This window comes from Ferroplasma acidiphilum, assembly GCF_002078355.1.
GTDB classification, from domain to species: Archaea; Thermoplasmatota; Thermoplasmata; order Thermoplasmatales; family Thermoplasmataceae; genus Ferroplasma; species Ferroplasma acidiphilum.
The window spans coordinates 252868-275986 of sequence record NZ_CP015363.1; the positions used below are offsets into that span (position 1 = coordinate 252868).

General features: G+C 36.8%; 18 protein-coding genes. 8 read left to right on the forward strand and 10 right to left on the reverse strand.

Annotation, left to right across the window (positions count from 1 at the left end; genetic code table 11):
• Window positions 1-28: 28 nt before the first annotated feature.
• Window positions 29-982 (forward strand): alcohol dehydrogenase catalytic domain-containing protein, encoded by a 954-nt coding sequence (locus fad_RS01445; RefSeq protein WP_081141461.1) that lies wholly within the window; start codon window positions 29-31, stop codon window positions 980-982.
• Here fad_RS01445 and rpe read toward each other — a convergent pair.
• A complete protein-coding gene (rpe, locus tag fad_RS01450; protein ID WP_009887317.1) occupies window positions 977-1618 on the reverse strand; it encodes a ribulose-phosphate 3-epimerase in 642 nt (213 codons plus the stop codon). The genes fad_RS01445 and rpe overlap by 6 nt on opposite strands.
• A 171-nt stretch (window positions 1619-1789) precedes the next feature.
• Between rpe and fad_RS01455 the strand changes: the two genes are divergently transcribed.
• Window positions 1790-4384: an MMPL family transporter gene (locus fad_RS01455; RefSeq protein ID WP_081141463.1), complete on the forward strand. Its 2595-nt coding sequence runs from the start codon at window positions 1790-1792 to the stop codon at window positions 4382-4384.
• On the opposite strand, the gene fad_RS01460 is transcribed toward fad_RS01455, so the two are convergent.
• Window positions 4350-5120, reverse strand: a complete 771-nt coding sequence (locus fad_RS01460; protein WP_171481511.1) for a winged helix-turn-helix transcriptional regulator — start codon at window positions 5118-5120, stop codon at window positions 4350-4352. The genes fad_RS01455 and fad_RS01460 overlap by 35 nt on opposite strands.
• Before the next feature lie 262 nt (window positions 5121-5382).
• On the opposite strand from fad_RS01460, the gene fad_RS01465 reads away from it, so the two are divergent.
• Entirely contained in the window at window positions 5383-6909 is a 1527-nt protein-coding gene (locus tag fad_RS01465) for an ABC1 kinase family protein (RefSeq protein ID WP_081141466.1), read from the forward strand.
• On the opposite strand, the gene hsp14 is transcribed toward fad_RS01465, so the two are convergent.
• The 6 genes from hsp14 to fad_RS01495 all read right to left on the reverse strand — a co-directional run bounded on the left by hsp14 (window position 6910) and on the right by fad_RS01495 (window position 11968).
• Complete coding sequence (gene hsp14 / locus fad_RS01470; RefSeq protein ID WP_081141468.1) at window positions 6910-7290, reverse strand: archaeal heat shock protein Hsp14; 381 nt, start codon at window positions 7288-7290, stop codon at window positions 6910-6912.
• A 424-nt stretch (window positions 7291-7714) separates the two neighbouring features.
• On the reverse strand, window positions 7715-8659 hold the full coding sequence (locus fad_RS01475; RefSeq protein ID WP_081141470.1) for an ArgK/MeaB family GTPase: 945 nt from the start codon (window positions 8657-8659) through the stop codon (window positions 7715-7717).
• Entirely contained in the window at window positions 8649-9104 is a 456-nt protein-coding gene (locus fad_RS01480; protein ID WP_081143136.1) for a cobalamin B12-binding domain-containing protein, read from the reverse strand. The genes fad_RS01475 and fad_RS01480 overlap by 11 nt, the downstream gene beginning before the upstream one ends.
• Window positions 9067-10770 (reverse strand): acyl-CoA mutase large subunit family protein, encoded by a 1704-nt coding sequence (locus fad_RS01485; protein WP_081141472.1) that lies wholly within the window; start codon window positions 10768-10770, stop codon window positions 9067-9069. The genes fad_RS01480 and fad_RS01485 overlap by 38 nt, the downstream gene beginning before the upstream one ends.
• A 77-nt stretch (window positions 10771-10847) precedes the next feature.
• The gene (locus fad_RS01490; protein ID WP_081141474.1) at window positions 10848-11588 is read right to left on the reverse strand and encodes a glycerophosphodiester phosphodiesterase; all 741 of its coding nucleotides are present in this window, start codon (window positions 11586-11588) and stop codon (window positions 10848-10850) included.
• Window positions 11589-11647: 59 nt separating this feature from the next.
• Entirely contained in the window at window positions 11648-11968 is a 321-nt protein-coding gene (locus tag fad_RS01495; protein WP_009887324.1) for a winged helix-turn-helix domain-containing protein, read from the reverse strand.
• Window positions 11969-12467: 499 nt separating this feature from the next.
• Between fad_RS01495 and fad_RS01500 the strand changes: the two genes are divergently transcribed.
• The 4 genes from fad_RS01500 to fad_RS01515 all read left to right on the forward strand — a co-directional run bounded on the left by fad_RS01500 (window position 12468) and on the right by fad_RS01515 (window position 16847).
• On the forward strand, window positions 12468-13205 hold the full coding sequence (locus fad_RS01500; RefSeq protein WP_081141476.1) for a type 2 periplasmic-binding domain-containing protein: 738 nt from the start codon (window positions 12468-12470) through the stop codon (window positions 13203-13205).
• A gap of 60 nt (window positions 13206-13265) precedes the next feature.
• Window positions 13266-14084, forward strand: a complete 819-nt coding sequence (locus fad_RS01505) for a hypothetical protein (protein WP_081141478.1) — start codon at window positions 13266-13268, stop codon at window positions 14082-14084.
• A 372-nt stretch (window positions 14085-14456) separates the two neighbouring features.
• Window positions 14457-16283, forward strand: a complete 1827-nt coding sequence (tes, locus tag fad_RS01510) for a tetraether lipid synthase Tes (RefSeq protein ID WP_009887327.1) — start codon at window positions 14457-14459, stop codon at window positions 16281-16283.
• 162 nt (window positions 16284-16445) lie between these two features.
• On the forward strand, window positions 16446-16847 hold the full coding sequence (locus tag fad_RS01515; protein ID WP_081141479.1) for an archease: 402 nt from the start codon (window positions 16446-16448) through the stop codon (window positions 16845-16847).
• Here fad_RS01515 and leuS read toward each other — a convergent pair whose 3' ends face one another.
• Entirely contained in the window at window positions 16848-19556 is a 2709-nt protein-coding gene (leuS, locus tag fad_RS01520; RefSeq protein ID WP_081141481.1) for a leucine--tRNA ligase, read from the reverse strand. It lies immediately after the preceding gene.
• Complete coding sequence (locus tag fad_RS01525; protein WP_009887330.1) at window positions 19557-20096, reverse strand: pyruvoyl-dependent arginine decarboxylase; 540 nt, start codon at window positions 20094-20096, stop codon at window positions 19557-19559. It abuts the gene before it with no gap.
• 105 nt (window positions 20097-20201) lie between these two features.
• Here fad_RS01525 and fad_RS01530 point away from each other — a divergent pair, with 105 nt between their 5' ends.
• The gene (locus tag fad_RS01530; RefSeq protein ID WP_236940584.1) at window positions 20202-22907 is read left to right on the forward strand and encodes a DEAD/DEAH box helicase; all 2706 of its coding nucleotides are present in this window, start codon (window positions 20202-20204) and stop codon (window positions 22905-22907) included.
• Window positions 22908-23119: the final 212 nt, after the last annotated feature.

A 23119-nucleotide genomic window follows, 5' to 3' on the forward strand; every position in this document is an offset into this window, starting at 1 on the left:
TTTAATAATGCGATGCCCATATTAATATATGAAAGCAATTGAGTTCGCAAAACCAGGCATAGAAAATGTAAATATTGTGGATAAAGACCTCTCAGGAGAAGGCATAAAGGTAAAAATAGTAAAGGCAGGGTTAAATCCACTGGATTACAATCTTATAGCTGGAAACATTGTATATAATGTATACCCTATGCCACATATTCCTGGTTCAGAGGTAATGGGAATTGCCATGGAAGATGGAAAACGGATACGCAAGGGGGATCGTGTAATAGTATACAATCGCGTTTTTGACAATGGCTGTGATATGTGCTACTCTGGAAATGAACATTTATGCTACAATGGTGGGATATGGGGTGTTATAACCAACGGTGGCTATTCTGAGTATATAAAAATAGGGGAGCAAAATCTTTTCAGGGTTCCTGAGTCCATTGATGACAACACGGCTGTCAGCATCGGCATTGGGGCATTGACATCCTACAGATCGCTGAAACGTGCCAGGGCAGGGATAAACGATAAGATACTGGTATATGGTGCGGGAAATACAGGCATATTTACTGTGCAGATAGCACGCCAGATGGGTATGGATGTTTATGTATACTCCAGAAACAGGGAACTTGAAAGCCTTGGCATTAAGGTGCTGGATTCTGTCCCTGACGACTTCAAAGCTGATATTATTGTTAACCCGCTTGGAGGAAAACTTTTCGGAGATTCAATAAAGCATTTGAAGAGAAGAGGGAAAATAGTAACTTACGGGGTTTTAACCGGAAGAAACGCAGACCTTGACATAGCAAACGTTTACACTAATGAACTGGAAATAATAGGGTCAACCGGCGGGACAAGGAAAGATTTAACAGAACTTATGCAGATACTGGAAAAAAGTAATTTTCGCCTGCCCGTATACAAGGAATACAGTTTATGGGATATAAAAGATGCACTGCATGCATTTAAGGATAGGGTAAATGGGAGAATAGTTTTTAATTTATAAAGATTTTAATTTTTTAATGCTTTCATTAATGCCATTTTTAAATATGTATGAAGCGGATACCAGTATATCTGCGCCAGCCTCAACAGCCAGTTTTCCCGTTTCATTATTTATTCCACCATCTATTTCTATTCTGGTACTGTAATTATTTTCATCAATAAACTCTCTCAGTGCTTTAACCTTCTCAAGTGATTTTTCTATAAATTTCTGGCCTGAAAATCCTGGAAACACAGACATTACAAGAACAATTTCACTACCCGGGATTAACTTATAAATTTTTTTTACATCAGTGTCCGGGTTTATGACAATGCCGTACCTTATGTTCTCGTCCTGAAACTTTTTTATTAAATTAATGACCTCAATAGGCGTTTCATAATGTATTAAAAGAACATCCGCTCCAGCATTTATGAACGATTTATAATAGCGGTCCGGGCGTTCTATCATAAGATGGCAATCAAGCCTGAGATTCGTGCCCTTTCTTATTGCAGCAACAAGGTCAGGCCCCATAGTTATATTGTCTACAAAATGGCCATCCATAATGTCAAGATGAAAAGACCCTGCACCAGCATCCTGGCATTCCTTAATCTGGGTTCCGAGTTCCAGAAGGTTACTGGAGATTATTGATGGAGAAATTTCCATGTTATTCACAACATAGAATTATATGGTATGATTTATTCTTTTTTATTGTTCCTGGGTTGACATCAGGTTAAAATTGTACCTGTTATATATTCAGTAATATCAAAGGAGCAAGGGGCAATTTTTAAAAATTTTTTTGATGAGTTTCTATTTATAACCAGAACATTCCATATTATGTCCCTGACTCAAAAAATAAGGAAGAAGCGGATACTGGTGGTAATAATATGGGTGGTTATACTGCTGCTTATGATCCCGGCAGTTCTCGGCTATTCTGGCTTTTTAACATATTCAACCACAACAAATGTGAGTTCACATGCAGAATCAACAATAGCAAATAAAATTGTATCTGAAAAGTACCAGCAAAATTCCACGTTGATTGTAGTTATAAACAGCACATACTATCAAAATTTAAGTTCTTCCGATACGGCAAAATCAATTCTCGCTTTCCAGAGCAGTTTAAATTCCTCAAGTCTCAAATATTTTAGCGGTTCCCAATCCATTTACAGTGCATATATGACCGCTATAAACAAAGAATTCAATAAATCTAATATCGAAAATATTAGAGATGCCTATTCCGGTATAAATGCCACGTCACATGATATTTTCAGTTTCCCATCAAATTTTTATGCCCACTGGGAAATTAACTCATTTGCAAACAGCTCTATTTATACAGCGGCTGAATCCTCAGGTTACAATAATTCCAACTCCTACGAACATGACTTCATATCTTCTATTAATAATACTACAGGGTCTCCATTTGGGAGGGTTAGCTCGGCTATACAGAATTCATATCAGGCAATAAAAACTCCATATACTAATATCGTTTACAGTACATTTACAATAAATAACTACAGCAATTCTGGTAGTCTTGTTAATGCAACAGCATTCTATCTGTCAGAAAATGGAATTTACATTAACAACTATATGGCCTCAGCAGCAATACATAGCAATGATCCTGGAAAATACTACCTTTACCATTATGGATTGTTGAATGTTCCTTCTTACCTGAAGAAAGAATATATGGCCGGTGATATAGGCATAATAAATGTTATTTTCACTGTTAAAAGTGGAACTGATATAGTCGGTGGCAAAACTGCAGGTGAATTGGCAACACCTGCAGTTGAAAATGTTGCTGGCAAGGATCTAAACCATGCACTTATAACAGGAAATGGCGCCATTTCATATGAAACATCAAAGGAAACTGCAAAGGCTGGTTTTGCTTTCGGCTTAATCTTTATATTTCTTGCTATAGCCATATTTATAACACTTGTATCATGGAAATCTGCTATCCTGGTATTTATGATATCAGGCATTGCACTCCTACTTGGATACACTTCTGAATACCTCTCAGGGCTTCTATTCCACCATGTCAGTTTTATTGTAAACTATACATTGACTGCTGTTATTTTAGGTGTATCTGCGGATTACTTTGTATTCATAGTTTCAAGGTACCGCGAAAGTTTACGGGCCGGGAAAACTGAGGATGAGGCTTTCGGTGAAGCGGTTAGCAAATCTGGAAAATCTGTAACCATAAGCGGTTTAACTGTGGCATTTAGCCTCTTTACATTCTACTTTATTCCGGGTTTCAGGTCATGGGGGACATCACTACTATTTGCTGTAATATTCACAATCATACTGGAAACAACATTATTGCCGGCAGCAATGTCGTTCTTTGGAAAGAAATTATTCATGGCTTACGGGATGAAAAAAATAGGAAAAGACGATGTTAAGAACTCCATCTTCTACAAAATTGCTGGCAGGTCCGTAAGGCATAAAATACTGGTTATAGCAATAATAGGAATTCTAGGTGCATCAGGCATATACGGCTTTCTGGCTGTCCCAACATCCTATAATTTCAACACAGGCCTCCCTCAGAGCCTTTCTTCTGTTCATGCAGAAACTGAAATAAACAATAACTTCGGCGATTCCCATCTATATCCTGTATACGACGTTGTGAACCTCAGCAAAACAACAAATGCCAATTCAACCCTGTTAAGTGATGCAAAGTACCTGTTCAATACCAGCGGTGTCACATCAGTTTACGGGCCATTTGCCGCAGGCAAGAATGTTACAGACAATAATATTACTTCCTATATAATCAATGGGAAATATGCTGTATTTACAGTATATCTGAAGTATAACCCCTATAGTAAAAATGCCATTAACACAGTTACTGAGATGAGGAGCAGCAATAATTTCATAGTTGGCGGGTTGACATCCACCATTATAGACGAAAAAAATGCCAATTCAAGGATATATACTGAACTGGAAGTTCTTATTGTTGCCGTGATCGGATTAATTATAGGAATATCGTTTAAATCATGGAAATATCCATTTATATCACTCATTGGCGTATTCTTCAGTGTCGCATGGACAACTTCTATACTATACTTTATTTCAACTTATCTATTGCATGAGGCATTGATCTATTTAATACCAATAATACTGTTCATCATATTATTCTCGCTCGGCAATGATTACACCGTCTTTATAATATCGAGAATCAGGGAGGAACAGAAAGAAAAGAAAAACGATGAAGCAATAAAACACGGAATCGGGTATTCAGGAAAGGTTGTTACATCCCTAGGCCTTATTCTTGCAGTTTCACTCGGTTCATTAAGCATTATACCTGTGGCTTTTCTTGAAGAACTGGGCATAGCATTTATAATATCACTGCTCATAGACACATTTATTATAAGGAATATTTACTTCCCGGCAATGATATCTATACTTTTCAGGGATAAAAATCATAATCATAAACAACCATAACCTCTGCATTTTTATCTTTTTTTCTTATATTATCGATTAATTTTTTGGCGCTTTCCAGTGAATCTGTGATTGTAATTGCAAACCCTGAACCGGGGCTATAGGCTATAAGCAGCCTGCTATCTATAATAGAGCTAAATTCTTCTATTGTTGATGAGAATATGGCAATTAAAACTATATTCACCATCCTTAAATTTATCTTCGGAATGATAGATATTATTCCGTTTTCAAGCATATAATCTATCCTTCTCTTGACTGTGCTACTTTTTCTTTCAAGCCTGTCTGCTATATTAACTGCACTTGCAAGCGGATCCTTTGACAATTCATCTAAAATTTCTTTATCCAGTGCTGACAGCTCAAATTTTTTACCTGAAACAGGGGCTTCATACCTCATAAACGGTTTTCCCAGGTAAGAGCACAGGTTTTCTATCCTATCATTCAGTTCTTCTTCTTTGCCAGAAAGCCCATATACTGTAATTTTTTCAAGGCACATTATTTTAGCGTTTACCGGTTCTGGATACGGCGCATCATTTTCAAATGCCAGATATACGGATTTCATTCCAAGTTTTTCATAATTAATACGCAGAAAGTATTTTTCTATAATGCTTTTAAATTTCATATTTTTAAGCCTGTAATATATTACCTGCTCACTCAATTCCAGCTTTGACCCCAGTTCTGTTAATGTTTGCCTCGGATTCTTAATAATATTTACTAGTATGCTGCTATCCATTTCATCCATATGCATGTCTTAATACCAGGATGTATTATATTATTTCTATTGATAAATATCCAGAGTTGGATATGGCATTCCATTTTCCATGCCCTGACACTAAAAAATTAACACATATCCAATGCTGATACAATAGTTTTTATCCATTAAAATAGAAGCAATACCCTATTTAGAATAAATATTCAGGTTTATTTCCAGTTGATATGATCAGTTTCCTGCCTGTAATTAAGCATTGTCGTAAATATTAAAAGGATGTTTAAAATAGGCTCTGGTGAATACCGGGCTTAAAGGCATGAACAGGATTGAAATGCGTTATCTGGCAAAGCTGCTTCCTGTATTTTTAAGATTCAGCTCAGATCGTAAGAAATCTAAAAAGCAGGAAGAATATGATTATAAAATAGAAAACCATGGCCGTGCTGCAGTAAATGCTTTTATAGAACTTGGCCCTACATTTATAAAACTGGGGCAGGTACTTTCTGCAAGGCCGGATCTTTTGCCCAAGGAATATTTAAAAGCATTTTCAGACCTCCAGGATAAGGTTCCTCCGGACAATTTTGTTTACGCTAAACAGATTATAGAGGAAAATGTTGGGAAAATGGAAACTGTTTTTGAAAGTTTCGATGAAAATGCCATATCCGGGGCATCACTGGGGCAGGTATACCGTGCAAAATACAAGGGAAGGGATGCAGCTGTAAAAGTTAACCGGCACAATATAGATAATGTCTTAAAAAGGGATCTTATTATAATAAAGAAACTGCTTAATATGTTCAAGCGTTTCATCGATAATTACCTTTACATAAGCATATCTAATGTGCTCTCAGATTTTTCTGCCAGAATATACGATGAAACAAATTACCTTGTAGAGGCAGAGAATATAAAGCGTATAGGGAATAATATAAAGAAATATGATATCATAATCCCTGAAGTTCTATTCGCGTCCCGGCAGGTTATAATACTTACATATATTGGTGGCATAAAAGTTACAGATGTAAAAAAACTGAAGGAGAAAGGAATAGACCTGCCAAAACTGGCCCATAATCTTGATCTCACATTTATCCGGATGTTATTGAGAAACGATATTTTCCATGCTGACCCCCATCCAGGAAATATAGCTATTTCTGATGATGGAAAGATAATACTCTATGATTTCGGCATGGTTGGAAAGCTGGACGATGATACAAGGTTCAAGCTTTTAAAACTATACGATGGCCTCATAAATAAAGACCCGGACACCATAATGGACTCACTTTTGCAATTAAACGCCCTATCCCCAGCTGCAAACAGGGGCATAATAAGGAAAGGGATAGAACTCTCAATAGCTAACCTGTCAGGTGCAAACGTTAATGAAATGGATATCAGGGAATTGCTTGAAATCGCAAACAATGTGATATTCGAATTCCCATTCCACCTTCCAAGGGAACTTGTACTCTATATGCGGATGTCATCACTTCTAGAGGGAATATGCAAAACACTTGACCCGAATTTCAAGTTTGTGCTAGTATTGCGTGATATACTTTACAATGAGGGGATGCTTCAGGAATTATATCTTAAAGAAATGAACGAATTCGCCCAGAAGTCAATAATATCAATAGAAAAGGGGCTTGATGTACTGCCACTGCTCAAACGGGCGCTTGAGGAGAGAAATGGCGAAACAAATGAAAATAAAAAACTTCCATCAACTGTATTTCTTTCTGCTATTCTTATTGCTATGGTATTATTTTCCAGGAGTCATCCTGTAATATCATATATTGTTATAATAATAGACATTATCCTTTTTGCATATATTATAAAAAAATAATTATTCTATTTTAACTGTTTTGACATTTTTTACAGGTATTTTTAACGATAAAACGCCATCGTTGTATTTTGCTGAAAATTCCTGTTCAGTATCTACTTCCATTGGAAGGGACATCCTTTTGAAGACTTTTTCCGGCCTCTGGTTCTCAAATACTGTGCCTTCAGGCTTTATTTCTCTCTCTGCTCTGATGACTATAGCATTCTTTTCCAGTGTTACCTTTATATCTTCTCTACTGAAACCAGGAAGGTCTGCTTCTATTCCTATATATCCATTATCTTCATACATGGTTACTGGCGGATACATAAATGTCATTATTTCCTTGGCCCTGTTGTTTATATTTTTCATAAACTCATCTGAGTAATATTTTAACGGTCTGTACATATTTCAAATATAAATTAAGAGTACTAAAAGTTTGTGTTAACCAAATTTATTCAATTAACATTATCTATTCGATTTAACAAATAAATTTTTTCCCAAACCAGTTTTCAGCACTTAAATATTAGACATGGGCACGTCATATTTATCCTATAATTTAATTTATAATCCAGATCAAGTACATCATAAAATGTCTGAATAGTATTAACATCTGGTTCAGACTATTATACCACGGGCATATTAGAAAATTAAAGGGAAATCATATCCATTTTGTTCAAGCATAAAGAAGAGCATTGTTTATACATTAATGTTGGAATAAGCATTTTAAAATACTTCTCGCGTAGAATCAAGAAAACAATAAGAAAATCTATGTCTTCCATGAAAACTTTACTGCGGTATAATATATCCCTGTGTTTCAGCCCATAAGGTTCTATTTACCTGTTTCGCCGGAATTTTCAGTGTTTCTTATTTCAGGCCTTTCACCACCTGCTGGCCTACTTTTCAATATATCTTCTGCCATGGTATATGGATCCTCATCAGGCACATTTTTATCATCTTCAATACTGTCTATGTACTTTGAATAATCGCTATATATCGTTTCCATAACTGTCATTTTCAACTTTCTGTAATATTTTTCCTTTACATTTTTCTTATCCATTCTAAGTATGTTATCTATCAGTTCCCCGTAATTTTCACCTGTAATAGAGTTCAGGCCTATGACCGGTGTTGACAGTTTATTGCTCATATTCAATGATTCCCTGATATCTTTTATTGCCATATATGACCCTTCCCTGTCAATTTTATTTATGATAAAAATATCCCCAATTTCCATTATGCCTGATTTAATTGCCTGTATTTCATCCCCGAGCCCTGGAGCAAGTACCACACATGTTATATCCGCAATATTCATCACATCCACATCTGACTGCCCGGAACCCACAGTTTCCAGTATAATAAATTTATTTCCTGCTGCTTCAAGGATTTTGATTATATCCCAGGTATATTCTGAAAGCCCGCCATTAAAAAGCCTGTTGGATGTGCTTCTCATATAGATATTTTTTTTGCTCAGAGCTGTCTGCATCCTTATTCTATTCCCCAGTATAGATCCTCCTGAGAACGGGCTTGCGGGGTCAATAGCAAGCACTGCAACCTTTCCATGCTCCGAAAGTTTCGGGGCAAGATTTCCTATCAGTGTGCTTTTTCCAACTCCTGGTGGCCCTGTTATGCCTATTATTTTTGCATTCCCATGCCTGTATATCCTGCTAATGATCTCTTTCCTTAATTCATATCCAGAATTTTCTATAAGTGATATTGATCTTGCAATGCTCCTGTAATCTCCATGGAGTATGCCATCAGTTAGCCTTTCAATATTCATTTTCCCTCAATTTCCTGATTTCCCTTGCACGTTTTTTTATGTGGCTGATGATCTCGCTAAGTGGTGTCCCAGGACCGAAATTTCCGGTTATGCCCATTTTTTCAAGGGCTGGCTTGTCCTCATCTGGTATTATTCCGCCCCCAACCACTGCTATATCACTCACCCCACGCTTCTTCAAGCTCTCCATAACATTCCTGAAGGCTGTCATATGGGCACCATTTAACAGGCTCAATGCAATTACATCTACATCCTCATTAATTGCGGTATCAACTACCTCTTCTGGCGTTGGCAATAATCCAGCATATATGACATCCATTCCCGCATCCCTGAATGCTTTGGCAAGGACAAATATACCCCTATCATGCCCATCTATAGCAGGTTTAGCCAGCAAAATCTTTATTGGCGCTTCAGTATATTTTCGGTTCTTTCCATTCTCCAAATATATCCCTCCCGATATTTGATATTTCCTCAAGTGTGCAGTAGTTCCGTACGCAATCCATGATATATGGCATTAGATTTACGCTTTCATCTTCCATGGCATTTTTCAGCTTTTCAAGGGATTCTGCAACCTTTGATTCATCCCTTTTTGATTTTATATTCTTAAGGCTATTGATCTGCCCGTTTTCAGCTATATCTGTAATTTTTAATGTGTTTATTGGCTTTTCATCCTTATCAACGTACCTGTTCACGCCAACTATTATGTCATCTTCATTTTCAATTTTCAACTGCTTTTTATATGAAGTGTCAGCGATTTCCTTCTGTATGTATCCTGATTTGACAGCATCGAGTATGCCGCCCATTTTTTCTATCTCGGAGAAATATTTGTATGCTTCTATCTCCATCTCACAGGTTAACCTTTCAAGATAATATGAGCCGCCAAGCGGGTCAATCACATCTGCTATTCCTGTTTCCTCTGCAATTATCTGCTGTGTTCTCAATGCAACCTTTACCGCATCGTCTGTAGGCAAAGCCCATGCCTCGTCATAGGAATTTGTATGCAGGCTCTGTGTTCCACCAAGTACTGCAGCCATTGCCTCTATTGTTGTCCTCACTATATTGTTAAGCGGTTGTTGCCAGGTAAGTGTATAGCCAGATGTCTGTGTATGGAATTTCAATTCCATGCTTCTGGGATTTTTGGCATGGTATTTTTCTTTCAATACTGTTGCCCAGATTCTTCTGGCTGCCCTGAATTTTGCTATTTCCTCAAAGAAATTTATCGATGAATTGAAGAAAAATGACATCCTGGGTGCAAAATCATCGACGTTCAGTCCAGCATTCATGCCCATCTCTATGTAATAAAATCCATCGGCTAGGGTGAACGCAAGTTCCTGGACAGCACTGGACCCTGCTTCCCTTATATGGTACCCGGAGACACTTATGTAATTCCATTTTGGCACATGCTCTGTTGAATATGTAAGCATATCCCTTATAAGCCTTAAATGGGCTTCCGGTGGATACATCCACTCTTTCTGGGCTATGTACTCCTTCAATATATCTGCCTGTACAGTTCCGGCTATCTTCTCCAGCGGAATGCCTTTTTCCTCTGCAAGGACGAAGTACATGGCAGTAAGTATGGCAGCAGGGGCATTGATGGTCATTGATGTGCTGACCTTGCTGAGGTCTATGCCATCAAAAATTCGTTCCATGTCATGCAGTGAAGATACATTTACACCGCATTTTCCAACCTCACCTTCAGCCCTTTTATTATCACAGTCAAATCCATAAAGTGTTGGCATATCAAAGGCAATGCTGAGCCCTGTTTCTCCATTTTCTATAAGATATTTCAATCGTTTGTTTGTATCGTCCGGTGTTCCGAAGCCTGAAAACATTCTCATTGTCCAGTTCCTTCCACGGTACATATTCGGATATACGCCTCTTGTAAATGGATATTCGCCGGGGTTTCCAAGGATACTGTCAATATTGTCCGGGAGGTCGCCACGTGTATATAGCTCTTTTACCGGCATTGATGATGAATTTGTCCTGATTTTATCCCTATACCCCGTTTTTTTATTCCACGGTTCCAGTATAGTCTTTTTCCACTCTTCATAGTTTTTATCTTCCTTAAAAGATCCTTTTATTTCTTTAATTTTAAGGTCCCAGAAATTTTCCATAATAGCCTAATGGCTAAAAGCATTAATATTTTTCTTATGGGATTTATCCCAACTATTTTAAATATTTTGCCTGGCAATTAGCGGGAGAGCTTGGACATTCTATCTACCATATTTGTTATATATCCATTTAAACCCGAATTAGCGATAAACACACCATCCTCTTCCCTGTCAACTGTCCACGGAACTACAAAATATCCATCATCCTGTATTTCCTTAAATTTTTTCATATATTCTTTTTTGTATTCCGGTAAGAATAATGAAACGCCCATTGATTTCAAATCCTTGCAATCTATTTTTCCAATGTATTTTTCAGAATGCTGGTCATAATCAAAACCCAGCATGATAGTCCTGCTTAGCTCGCCCGCCCTCCTCAAGGCATAAGGGTCAAATGATATAATGCACACATGGTCTTCCATGCCCATGGATTCGACAACCTGCAGTGTATACTTAGTTAATTCATTTTTTACAAGGTAACCATCATCATGCACAGTTTTAAGCTCAACGAGAAAATATTTATCCCTGAATAATTTAAACAAATCACGCAATTTTGGTATATTCTGCCCCCTTACCATAATTCTGTCGATTTCAGCGGATTCAATGTTTTCTATATCCTTATCAATTGAGGCAAGCCTGTTAAGGTTAAAATCATGAATAATATATACTTCATTGTCGCTGCTGAGGTGAACATCAAGTTCCACAATATCTGTAAATTTGAAAGCGTTTTCAAATGATTCTATGGTATTTTCGACATATTCGGAAGGCAAACCTCTATGGCCCACAACCACAAAATTTGATTTAATGTAATCTCTTATATTCATGGCGTGTAATATAACCCGGGCTTAAAATAATTTCTAATGCAAAGTTATAAAAATAAAATTTAGAAATCGAACTTTTTAATTATTTTTTCGTTATAATAACTTGGATATGTATATTTTCTGAGCAATGGATAGTAAGTAAGATTAAATTTTCTAAGAATTTCACGTACTTCCTTGGATGAATACGTTACATTAAACTCCTCTTCTATGTATTCTTGAATTTCGTGGACTGTGCATACCTTTTTATTTTCTACACAGTTCTTCAAGGCTATCATCTGGTTTTCATGTAATTTTGAAGGCCGACCCATGTATGTCCTGACCAAAACTCTCTTTTCTTTTCCATTTTCAACTGATATTACAGTTTCTAATTGATTCTGTCCCATACTTTCACCCTACATTTCCATCATACGTATAACGTATAAATACGTTATTATTATGTGAAAATTAATCAAAAAAAAACGAAAACATATATATTTTGTCTGATTTCATTATTTTAACATTTATATTCAATATTATAACATGAAACTATTAGTATCTATATTTTTAAATCGAAAAGTAACATTAAATATTTAAAAGATGAACTTTTAATTCTTACTTCGATTTATTCCTATTTTCTAAATATAATTGAGAATAATATCCACCAATATAATTCAATAATCTGTAGAAAAATACAATAGATGTAAAACGGTCAACATAATATTTTGTGATACCGTATACATAGCTACAGGATAGGGGCACCGGGCAAATATTCTATTCCAAAATAAATAAACTATAAATTTTAGATATTCACATTTTTTGAGATGAAAACCAATCACAATAAACAATTAAAATCTTGCAACTTTTCAATAATATAGATTATATAATTCTATTAAATTACTCATAATGAAATTTGCAGTACCCGGATTTGATGTTGTTTCAGATTTTTATGGTTCTATCAGCGGGGTTAAATTAACTGTTCCTGGAAGCCAGTGGTTCATTATTCCCTCTATTATATCATATTTTACTTCACAAGGAGTTAAAACTTACTTTGAAACATTGCCTGAAGTATATATTAGAAAGAGGGCTAATGGATCGCCCATAACCATAGGGAATCTTGTAATTGAAAATAGGCCTGAAATTATATGTCAGAGCAACAGGCTGATACATGACATGAAAGCGATGGAGAGAAAGGAGGCATTTGAAGACGCCCTCTGTGTCGCTTATACAGGCAAGAAGAAGCAGGTGAGCATATCGGAACTTAAAAATTTCCGATTTGCTATTCCGAATCCGAGAACCAGTGCTACCGGAATTGCCTTTAAAAATTATTATGAGGAAAAGTGTGGTTATTATGGGGAATTAAAGGAAAATACAGCGATCTGTGACGTTCCTAACAGGGAAATTCCAAAAAAGCTCATCAATGGGGATGTGGACTATGGAATAATGTTAAAAAGCGAAGCGAACTACTGGAAATTCCGGCATTATTTTCCCGATGTTGTAAAGGAAAAATTTTCATGGCTTCTTCTGGAAAATGCCAGCCCAGCTGCAATAGATGTTTTCCACACAATAGAATCGGGGACTTTTAACGAATATTATGCCAGATATGGTTATATTACAGCTGACCGTGCAAAATCACCTGTATAGTTTTTCAGTAAAAATATTTTTATATTAGTTTAGGCTTAATCTAATGTATCGTGGTCTAATATGAAAGACAAAATGGAATTGCTCTGGAATAGCATTGTTAATTATTCTAAGAAAAATGGCTTTTCTCTATATTACTCCACTGATGTGGATATAGTTATAAGCTTTGAATGGGACAAACATATGGGTGGTGCATCTAAATTCCTGAAAAATGCGAAGGATAGTGGGATAAAATCTCTTGTGCTTTCTGTTAAACGCTTTGAGGATGAGGATATGGATTGCTCCACCATAGATTGCAATAAATACAGGAACAAAATAGCTGAAATTGATATTATGTACATATTTAACGATGTTGGCTATAAATATCATGATGAAGCTGACTGGTTCTCAGAACTTAACACATTCAACATAGACGACCTGCTGGAAGAGAATGAAGAAAAGAAGGTACTGCCGCTTACCCGGGAAGTTAATGAGAAATCCATCGATTCCCTGGTGCAGGACATGATTCAATATTTCAACAATGAATTTCCAGATAGCTCAAATTATGACATGGAAGAAAATATGAGGACTTTCTGGCTGTACAAGGGAATAAATTTTGATTTCCCCGTGGAAAACGATTTAAAATTAAAAATTGACAAGGTAAACCATGAGGCCCGCAGGAAGATAGAAAACAATAAAAAGTCTGAGGAAAGAGTGAAATTATTAAAATTAATACCTGCAGTTATAACCGAAACAAATGGGAATGAAAATGGAATTATAACACGTGAACAGCTTAAAAATTACTTATCTGACAAAGGCATAAAGGTACAGAACTCTAAAAATATAGATTATATGTATGAGCAGCTTCTAAAGCAACTCCGTATCCAAAATAAAAAATATTAATTTATGTATTGTCTGTTAGAATACTTTAATCTGGATTTTCTACTGTATGTATCAAATTATATATAATTTCATTTTCAAATTGCAAATTTTTCTGAAAGAATTATACATAAAAGTATTAACACCGCAGAGTTTTGGATTGGAAAATATATCGTAATATTAACCGGTTTAATATGTATATTATACTCCCTCAAATTTGCCATTTAATTAGCCTTTAACAAGAAATTGCAAACATCTACCATTTTTCTTTATATATAAAGGTATAATTTGTAATTATCATGACTAATTAGTCCTTTAAGCAATTAGCAAGAATAAAGACAAAACATATATATTATTCTATTTGCTTAACATAATTAGTTAATTAGGTGAATTAAAATGGTATTGACAGAAGAAAGAAATAAGTCGGAAGTCAGATTGGCTAATGACTTTGAAATAAGTAGAAATGCACCATTCAAAACTGTAGATGAGTTTTTGAAGGGAATGGGCCATTTAATTACAGACGATATGCTTGTTTTAAGAGTAACAGAAAGCTTATGCCCCCTGTGTGCAGATGAAGAGAAATTCGATCAGATGAGAATCCCCGCAATAGTATATGAAGAAGGCGGAGAAGTAGACCTTATAAAGGAATGCGCAGAACACGGAATAACAAAAGAAAAATACTGGGAAGACTATGATATGTACGAGGAGGCTAAGAAATACCAGGACAAAGAGGGAACAAAAATACTTAACCCCAACGTAGCAATATATGCTGATAAAATTATATGCCCCACGCACTGTGGACTCTGTGTAAAGCATAAATCCCATACAGGATTGGGAAACGTAGTTATAACAAACCGCTGTGATTTATCATGCTGGTACTGTTTCTTCTACGCAAAAGAAAACGAGCCCATATACGAGCCATCACTTGACCAGATCAGGTTAATGCTCAGAAGAATGAGAAACGAGAAACCTGTTGGTGCAAATGCAGTTCAGATAACTGGCGGAGAGCCAACATTAAGGGATGATATAATAGATGTAATCAGAATAGCCAGGGAAGAAGGATATGAACATGTGCAGATGAACACAAACAGTGTCAGGGCCGCATACGATCCAGACTTTGTTAAAAGAGCCAGGGACGCAGGTTCAAACGTTGTTTACACAAGTTTTGACGGTCCAACCCCGAGATCAAACCCGAAGAATTTCTGGGAAATCCCTATGGCATTGGAACACTACAAACAGGCACCCATGGGTGTAGTTCTTGTACCTACAGTTATTGGTGGAATAAATGACCAGTATCTTGGAGATATGATCAAGTTCGCAAAGTCAAACATGGACGTTGTAAGAGGAGTTAACTTCCAGCCAGTAAGTCTTGTTGGAAGAATGTCAGATCGTGCCAGAGCAAGACAGAGGATAACAATACCTGGTGCAATAAAGAAAATCGAGCAGCAGCTTGATGGAGCAGTTGGAAGGGAAGACTTCTTCACAGTTCCGGCAACAACTGATGTATCTAACTTTGTTGCAGCTCTGAAAGGACATCCAACATACAAACTGTCCATACACTTTGCATGTGGAATGGGAACATACCTGTTCATTGACAACGACAAGATAATACCTGTAACAAGGTTTGTTGATGTTAAGGGAATGTTTGAATACCTATCAGAATTAGGAGATGACATAAAATATGCAAAATGGCAGGCACCAAAGAAAGTGGAATCTGTAACCAAATTATTGCTTCACCTGAAGAAATTCGTTGATTACAGCAAAGCCCCGGAAGGATTCAAGCTGAAAGATATGGTATATAACGCCTTTACAGAAGGTGATTACCATGGTCTGAAAGCTTTCCATTATAAATCACTATTCGTAGGATTTATGCACTTCCAGGACCCATACACATATGATGTTGACCGTGTGGAAAGATGTGATATCCATTATGCAATGCCTGATGGAAGAGTTATACCTTTCTGTGCATTCAATGTTATACCTGAGCTGTACAGGGATTCAACACAGAGAAAGTACTCTATACCTGCAAATGTGTATGAACAGAAGACTGGATTTGACCTGAAGAAGGACAAATACTTCAGAAAATACACAGTTGAAGAGAAGAAGAGGATCATAAGCTTCTATGAAAGAAGCCTTGGAAGAAACCTCACTTCAAAGGAAATAGGACTTGATCTGGACAAGGATGAAATACCAATGATTTCATCTGTAAACCCTGACCAATAATTTTTTTGTTATTTTAATAACAGATTTTTTAATTAAATTTAAGTTCATTTTGTATTCAATCTAAATGTTCAGATTTTAAAGTTAATTTTATATGTGTACGCTAAACACAATAATATAAAAATTCGATCAACATATTTATATTCAAACACATTACCATATTATATGAAATATGATATTCTTGACCATACAGCCGACCTTAAAATAAAAGTATACGGCAATTCTTTAAACTCAATCTTTGAAAACTCTGTTGCTGCCATATCTGATTTAATCACCGGTTCCAGCAGTATGGAGAATACCATTAAGAGAAAAGTAGAAATTACAAAACAATCGGTTGATGATATGCTTATCCAGCTTCTAAATGACGTAATATTTTACCTTGAAACTGAAAATGTATTGTTCCAGAGGGCAGAGATAAATATTTCAGGCAACAGGCTTAATGGAATACTATCCGGAACAAAGCTGCCTGATAACCTCTGTTACAGCAATGCAATAAAGGCAGTAACATATTATAATCTTGAAATAAGCCCCGAGGAAGGGTTTGCTATCCTTGTCCTCGATGTTTGATTATTGAATTTCTATTAAAGGCCTCCCTGGCCAGGGGTTTTTCTTCAGTATTTCACTGGACTTCACCACTGCAATTTCTATCTTTAATACGGATTCTATGTATTCTTTGTTTTTTGATATTATGCTATATTCATCCACGGGTTCAGGGTCTATCCTGTTTTTGTTTTTCATGTAATCAGGTATCATCGACTTATACTCCCTTTCCAGGCTGTTTGCCATATAACCTTTAATAAAATCCTCCTGCTTTGTTCCATAAACAGTAATAACTGCCTTCTCCGGCTTAATGCGTATAATTTTTATTATTTCCCTGATATCAGATATAACCCTGTTAAGGTAAGTTTCTGATTTAATAATTCCAGAGTCTATCCTACTTTCAATATTGGTATCTATAGGCTGTACGCTGACAAATGTTTTATTGTCTATGTGGCGGTGCCAGTATTCCTCGCAGGAAAATGGTATTACCGGGGAAAGTGCTTTGAGCCAGTCAGCCAGGATAGGTTTCAGTGCACTGTTTATATTACCACCATGGTTTTCCACGTTTTTTAAATCATTCATCACATTATAGAAAATAGAAATACACGCATCTCGAATATTCATAGATTCCATGTACCCGAGATAATTTTTCAGGTTTTTATAGAACGACGACCTGAACCAGTCATATATGTAACCATCTCCTGGGTTATCACCTGAATATCCATCAAGAAGCCCTATAAAATAGGAATAACGTTTGATTACCGATGATATATCCTTTTCATTCCAGTCCAGGAGCGATGAAATATCTGCTCCTGCAGCCATAAATAATCTGTATATATCCGCTGAATACCTGTTTATAATTTCCAGAAGGGAAATAACATTGCCCTTGCTCTTTGAAATTTTTGCACCATTTGATATAACAAGCCCGGATATCATAAGGCCTCCAGGAAGCTTACTGCCGGAAAATATGGCTGCATGGTTCATAATAAAAAATGCCAGGTGATTTGAAATATGTGGCGGTGCAGTAATCCTAAGGTCATTGCCATACCAGTAATCAAATTCTTTCTTTGCTGATCTGGCATTTTCCATTATATAATCATCATACCTGTTACGGATCTCCTTTCCAAGCAGGACATAATCCAGTATATCGCCGGGTATGCTGTGGAGCCTGTCATAAATATTTTTAAGTTCCTTTTTATTGGTATAGGCAAGCATATATATTGTAGAATCTGATAGTGATTCTATAACCCAGTTTTCATCAAATGGGAGACGGGTGCCTATTCCTCTCTTTCTGGCACATGGGCGCTCTTTAAGCCAATCAATGGCATCCATCATCAATTTCCGGTACAGTTCAGGGTAGAAACGCATGGAATTTATGACCTCATGGGCTTTATTCTTGAGCCACTCAGGCGAATAATCAATGAACCACTGGTCTTTTAATACTGCCACTATAACCCTGGAGCCAGACCTTGTAACAGCTTTCCTTGTTGTCTCATAAAAAATTACAGCCATATTTTTTGATATCAGGTCATTTTTAATTGCTTCCCTGCCGGCTGCAACATTCATTCCGCTGTATGGGCCGGAATTTATGAGTACTCCATTATAAAATTCTTCCTTATAGAGCTCCTGTGTAGCTTCCTTTAGCTTGCTTTCATTGTGTTCAAGCCCGTATTTTTTAACAAGTGATTCAACAGACATTTTGCTTTTTACTTCAACAACTTTCTTTATGCTATTTTTTATGTTGTTTCTGCCATAATATAAGTAATCAAATATGGAATGGCCCGGTACAGAGTAAACAACTCCAGTACCATTGTCCGGATCAACAAAATCAGCTCCTATCACATCGACAGGAGTATCCTGGAAAGGAACATTGAATTTTTCACCTATAATTTCTTCAGGATTTACTGAACCAATGTATTCAATTCCATCATGCTGGAGGGAAAATTTAGTATACCCATCCGCAGACATAACTACATCCATGTTATTGTAGCGGACCATAGCATACTGGGCATCAGAATTTATCCAGAGATTTGTCACACCGAATAGTGTTTCAGGCCTTAAGGAAGCAGCTATGAGATAATATTTATCCCCCTTAAAAAGGACGCCTGTAAACTCTTCTATTGTTACCTTGTCAGTATCTCCATCCTTTATATCATCTTCCCCTACAGCATTTTCATCATTTATGCTATAAAGTATAGGGTATTTGCCCTTTTTTATAAGCCCTTTTGATTCCAGCTGCATAAATTGCCATTTAACGATTTCCTGATAAAACGGGTCTGCTGAAGTAAACTTTCTGGTCCAGTCAATTGAGTATCCGAGATCCATGAAATCTTTGACTATCACCCTTGAAAAATAATCTGCAATATTCTGGGGATTTTTGAAGGATTCTATAATCCCATCAATATCGGAAGGGTTTTCATATTCCATAAGGTAATTTCTGTAAAGTTTTATGGTACCGGGGTCACCGTTTCTGATCCTCTCCGAGAAAGCCAGGATGGGTGTTCCACTTTCATGGAATCCCATAGGAAAAAGCACATTAAACCCTGTAAGCCTTTTGTACCGGGCGATTATATCCCCTAGTGTGTATGTCCTTCCATGGCCAACATGCAATGACCCATTGCTGTAGGGCCAGGGGACAGTTACAAAAAACTTCGGTTTTGTATCATCAATTGATGGTTCAAATATATGGCTCTTCGCCCATTCATCACGCCACTTTTCTTCTATTTCACGGTCCATTTACACCACTAGTACAGCTGCGGCTATGACCGTTGCCCATTCATCCGGTTTGAGGACAACGGTGGTAGCTGCAATATTTTTTGTAGTCAGGATTTTATCATCAAGCACATATTCATTTTTTTTGTCTTCCCACTTCAGGTGGTCATCCAGGCCCATTGTGCTGGCCAGCATTTCTGCCGCAAGTTTTTCAGCAAAATGGCCAGAATCATTTTCAGTTTGCCCGAATGTATGGTGCTCGCTCAGATAGCCCCATTTGCTCCTGTCGGACGGCACCGCAACGCCAATCGCAGAGGATATCATCCTGTTCAGTTCATTGGACGAATTTCTTGCCAGTACTGTAAATAAGATCTGCCCGTAGGATAATAACTTAATACCTTCTGATTTATCTACAATTTCTGCGTATGGCGGAAGTATGGAACTGACGCTTACGAGGTTGTAAGCTGCAATATCCGCATCCCTCAATGCATTTTCAAACGATTGAAGCTGTGTCTCTCCGCGCCCTATTCCCCTTGTGAAAAAAATTTTCTTTGGAAGCAACATAGGGGTGTATTATTAATTATTTAAAATATTTATTGAATATTGCTTGGAACTCTCCGGTACAGGTTTATAATATTTTATATAACATACCGCTATTTATAAGGAACAATGTCCATGCAACAGGGAAATGTATTTGATATGCTTGATCCGGCACTAAAGGAAAGCCTGGCAAGAAACGGTATTTTAAATCCAACAGAAGCACAGAAAATGGCAATTCCTGAGATATTGTCAGGAGAGAATACCCTTCTTATATCACCTACCGGATCTGGAAAAACAGAGGCGGCACTGGTTCCACTGCTAAATAAAATATATCTTGAAAAACCACAATCCATAGCCCTTCTTTACATAACTCCACTGAGGGCATTGAACCGTGATATGCTTTCAAGGGTATTTGATTACTGCAGAACCCTTGATATACGGGTGCAGGTAAGGCATAGTGATATATCCCAGGCAGAGAGAAATGAAATATCCAGAAACCCTGCACAGATACTTATTACAACACCGGAATCATTGCAGTTGCTCATGATGGGCAAAAGGCTCCGCGAGCACATAAAAAATATAAAGTATGTAATAGTTGACGAAGTCCACGAAATGGCTCAGAATGAAAGGGGCTCACAGTTTGCCATAGCTATGGAGCGGTTAAAGGTGCTTGCAGGAAATTTTCAGGTTATAGGGCTCTCTGCCACTGCAAAGAATGAAGATGAACTTTCACTTTTCATCTCTCCTTCATCCCCCTGCAAAATATTAAAACCTGTGATAGACAAGAAAATGGATATAAAGGTTATTTTGCCTCCTCCCAGCAATGATGATATTGCTAACATTATGGCATGTGATAACCAGTACGCAGGGTCTATAGAGAAAATACATTCTATAGTGGAGGAAAATAAGGGCACTATTGTATTTGTCAATAGAAGATACGTTGCTGAAGATATCTCATTCAGGCTAAGGCTATGGCTTAAAGATCCGGATATTGAAGTACATCACGGATCACTATCCCGCGAAACCAGGGAAACAGCCGAAATGGATTTTAAGGAAAACCGGGTAAAGGCACTTATTTGTACTTCATCTCTGGAACTTGGAATAGATGTGGGTTCAGCGGACATGGTAGTCCAGTTTAATTCTCCCAGGCAGATAAATAAAATGGTACAGAGAATTGGCAGGGCAGGTCATTCTTTGCAGAAAGTTTCCCGCGGGATTGTAATATGCAATGATGTTATCGAACTTGAAGAAGCAAAGGCTATAGTTGGCAATATTAAATTAGGGGAACTGGAAAATGTAATGATAAAGAAAAATTCCCTTTCAACCGTTGCAAACCAGATAATGCTCGAGCTTAATTACTCGAAGAAAGTGGATTATAATTATCTGTATAGAATAATTACCGGTGCATATCCATTTAAGACTCTAGAATTTGAAGAATATTATGCTGTGCTGGAACTTCTTTCAAGAACACATAAAATCATCATAGATGGCAATTTTATTATAAAGCGGTATCCGGTTCTTAAATACTTTATAGAAAATATATCAATGATAGCAGGTGAAAAAAATTACAGGGTAATTGATGTAATTAATAAAAAATTTATAGGAACCCTGGATGAAAAGTATGTTGTGAATGAGATTTCTCCAGGTTCATATTTTGTCATTAAGGGTTCAACATGGAGGACAATAAGGATAGATGATGATAAAATATATGTTGAGCCCTTCAGCACGGCAGCCATTGCACCACACTGGACAGGCGAAGAGATACCGGTTCTCTACGAAGCCGCATCCAGAGTATCACAGGACAGGAAAGAAAAATATGTTCCGGAATTCCTGAACGATCGGGGCAAAAAAGCCCTTGAAGAATGGTATAAAAATGACATGGCTACACTGGATAAAATCATAATAGAAGCCCATAATTCAGAAATTATTATACAGATCCTTCTGGGAAGCCTTGGCAACTTTACCCTGGCACAGATACTATCCGGGCTGCTAACATCAATCACAGGAGAAAGCGTGGAAATGGATTATTCACCATACCACATATATATGAGGGTTTCAAGGAACATTTCAGCAGAAGATGTAAAGAATTTAATTATGAATATAGATATAAACAACCTTGATGGCTATGTCAAATCATCTGCCCGGAGATCAAGATTCTTCAATAATGTATTTTTATATGAAGCCAGAAAATTTGGCATCATAACGAATGAAGCGGACATAACCAGGATCCGTTTTGAAAAAATAGTGGACTCATACTATAATACAGTTGTATACGAAGATTCCATAAGAAAGCTCATATTTGATTACATGGATATTAACGTTCTGCATGATTACCTTGAAAACCTTGATGATTCAAATTTTATACTCAAAAACAAAATCTCAGATTCTTCAAATATATTCCTGTCTCATTATTCTGAAAGGGTCATGCCACTCAAGCCTACAAAAACAATACTTGAATCAATTCGCAAGCGGCTTATGAATGAGGAAGTTATACTTTACTGCACATCCTGCGGTAATAAAAGAACCAGGAAAATAAAAGATATTACGGAAATAAGATGTCCTGTCTGCCATTCACGGCTTGTGGCTTCAATCTCAAAATTTGATGAGGAGTCAATTTCAAAAAAAATAGATGAAAAAACCAGAAAAAGGATGATAAAAAATGCCCATCTGGTGAGAGAACACGGGATTACTGCTGTTATGGTGATGGCTGCCCGCGGTGTTGGCCCGGAGATCGCTTCAAGGATACTTGAAGTTTCATATCTTAACGAAGATGACCTTATAAGGCGGCTTCTCAATGCAGAAACAGATTTTGCAAAAAATCGCCAGTACTGGTAATAATTTACTAAAATCGATTTATATTTTAGGCATGATAATCAAAAGAAACATTATTGCCATTGTTCAATCATCTCCGTGACATTAGTACGTTTTTAATATTCTGTTATTAAACAAATACGCAGATTAAGGCATTAAAAACATGAAAAATATTACTCATAATTTATTTTGCACGAAGCAACAAGGTAAATTAATTATACCTGTTCCTTAGATGT

Excerpts from the sequence above, each read along its gene's own strand:
- hsp14 (WP_081141468.1), bottom strand. The coding sequence starts at position 7,290 with ATGTACAGACCGTTAAAATATTACTCAGATGAGTTTATGAAAAATATA.
- rpe (WP_009887317.1), bottom strand. The coding sequence starts at position 1,618 with ATGGAAATTTCTCCATCAATAATCTCCAGTAACCTTCTGGAACTCGGA.
- fad_RS01490 (WP_081141474.1), bottom strand. The coding sequence starts at position 11,588 with ATGAATATAAGAGATTACATTAAATCAAATTTTGTGGTTGTGGGCCAT.
- tes (WP_009887327.1), top strand. The coding sequence starts at position 14,457 with ATGGTATTGACAGAAGAAAGAAATAAGTCGGAAGTCAGATTGGCTAAT.
- fad_RS01455 (WP_081141463.1), top strand. The coding sequence starts at position 1,790 with ATGTCCCTGACTCAAAAAATAAGGAAGAAGCGGATACTGGTGGTAATA.
- leuS (WP_081141481.1), bottom strand. The coding sequence starts at position 19,556 with ATGGACCGTGAAATAGAAGAAAAGTGGCGTGATGAATGGGCGAAGAGC.
- fad_RS01525 (WP_009887330.1), bottom strand. The coding sequence starts at position 20,096 with ATGTTGCTTCCAAAGAAAATTTTTTTCACAAGGGGAATAGGGCGCGGA.
- fad_RS01500 (WP_081141476.1), top strand. The coding sequence starts at position 12,468 with ATGAAATTTGCAGTACCCGGATTTGATGTTGTTTCAGATTTTTATGGT.
- fad_RS01475 (WP_081141470.1), bottom strand. The coding sequence starts at position 8,659 with ATGAATATTGAAAGGCTAACTGATGGCATACTCCATGGAGATTACAGG.
- fad_RS01505 (WP_081141478.1), top strand. The coding sequence starts at position 13,266 with ATGAAAGACAAAATGGAATTGCTCTGGAATAGCATTGTTAATTATTCT.
- fad_RS01445 (WP_081141461.1), top strand. The coding sequence starts at position 29 with ATGAAAGCAATTGAGTTCGCAAAACCAGGCATAGAAAATGTAAATATT.
- fad_RS01495 (WP_009887324.1), bottom strand. The coding sequence starts at position 11,968 with ATGGGACAGAATCAATTAGAAACTGTAATATCAGTTGAAAATGGAAAA.
- fad_RS01485 (WP_081141472.1), bottom strand. The coding sequence starts at position 10,770 with ATGGAAAATTTCTGGGACCTTAAAATTAAAGAAATAAAAGGATCTTTT.
- fad_RS01460 (WP_171481511.1), bottom strand. The coding sequence starts at position 5,120 with ATGGATGAAATGGATAGCAGCATACTAGTAAATATTATTAAGAATCCG.
- fad_RS01530 (WP_236940584.1), top strand. The coding sequence starts at position 20,202 with ATGTCCATGCAACAGGGAAATGTATTTGATATGCTTGATCCGGCACTA.
- fad_RS01515 (WP_081141479.1), top strand. The coding sequence starts at position 16,446 with ATGAAATATGATATTCTTGACCATACAGCCGACCTTAAAATAAAAGTA.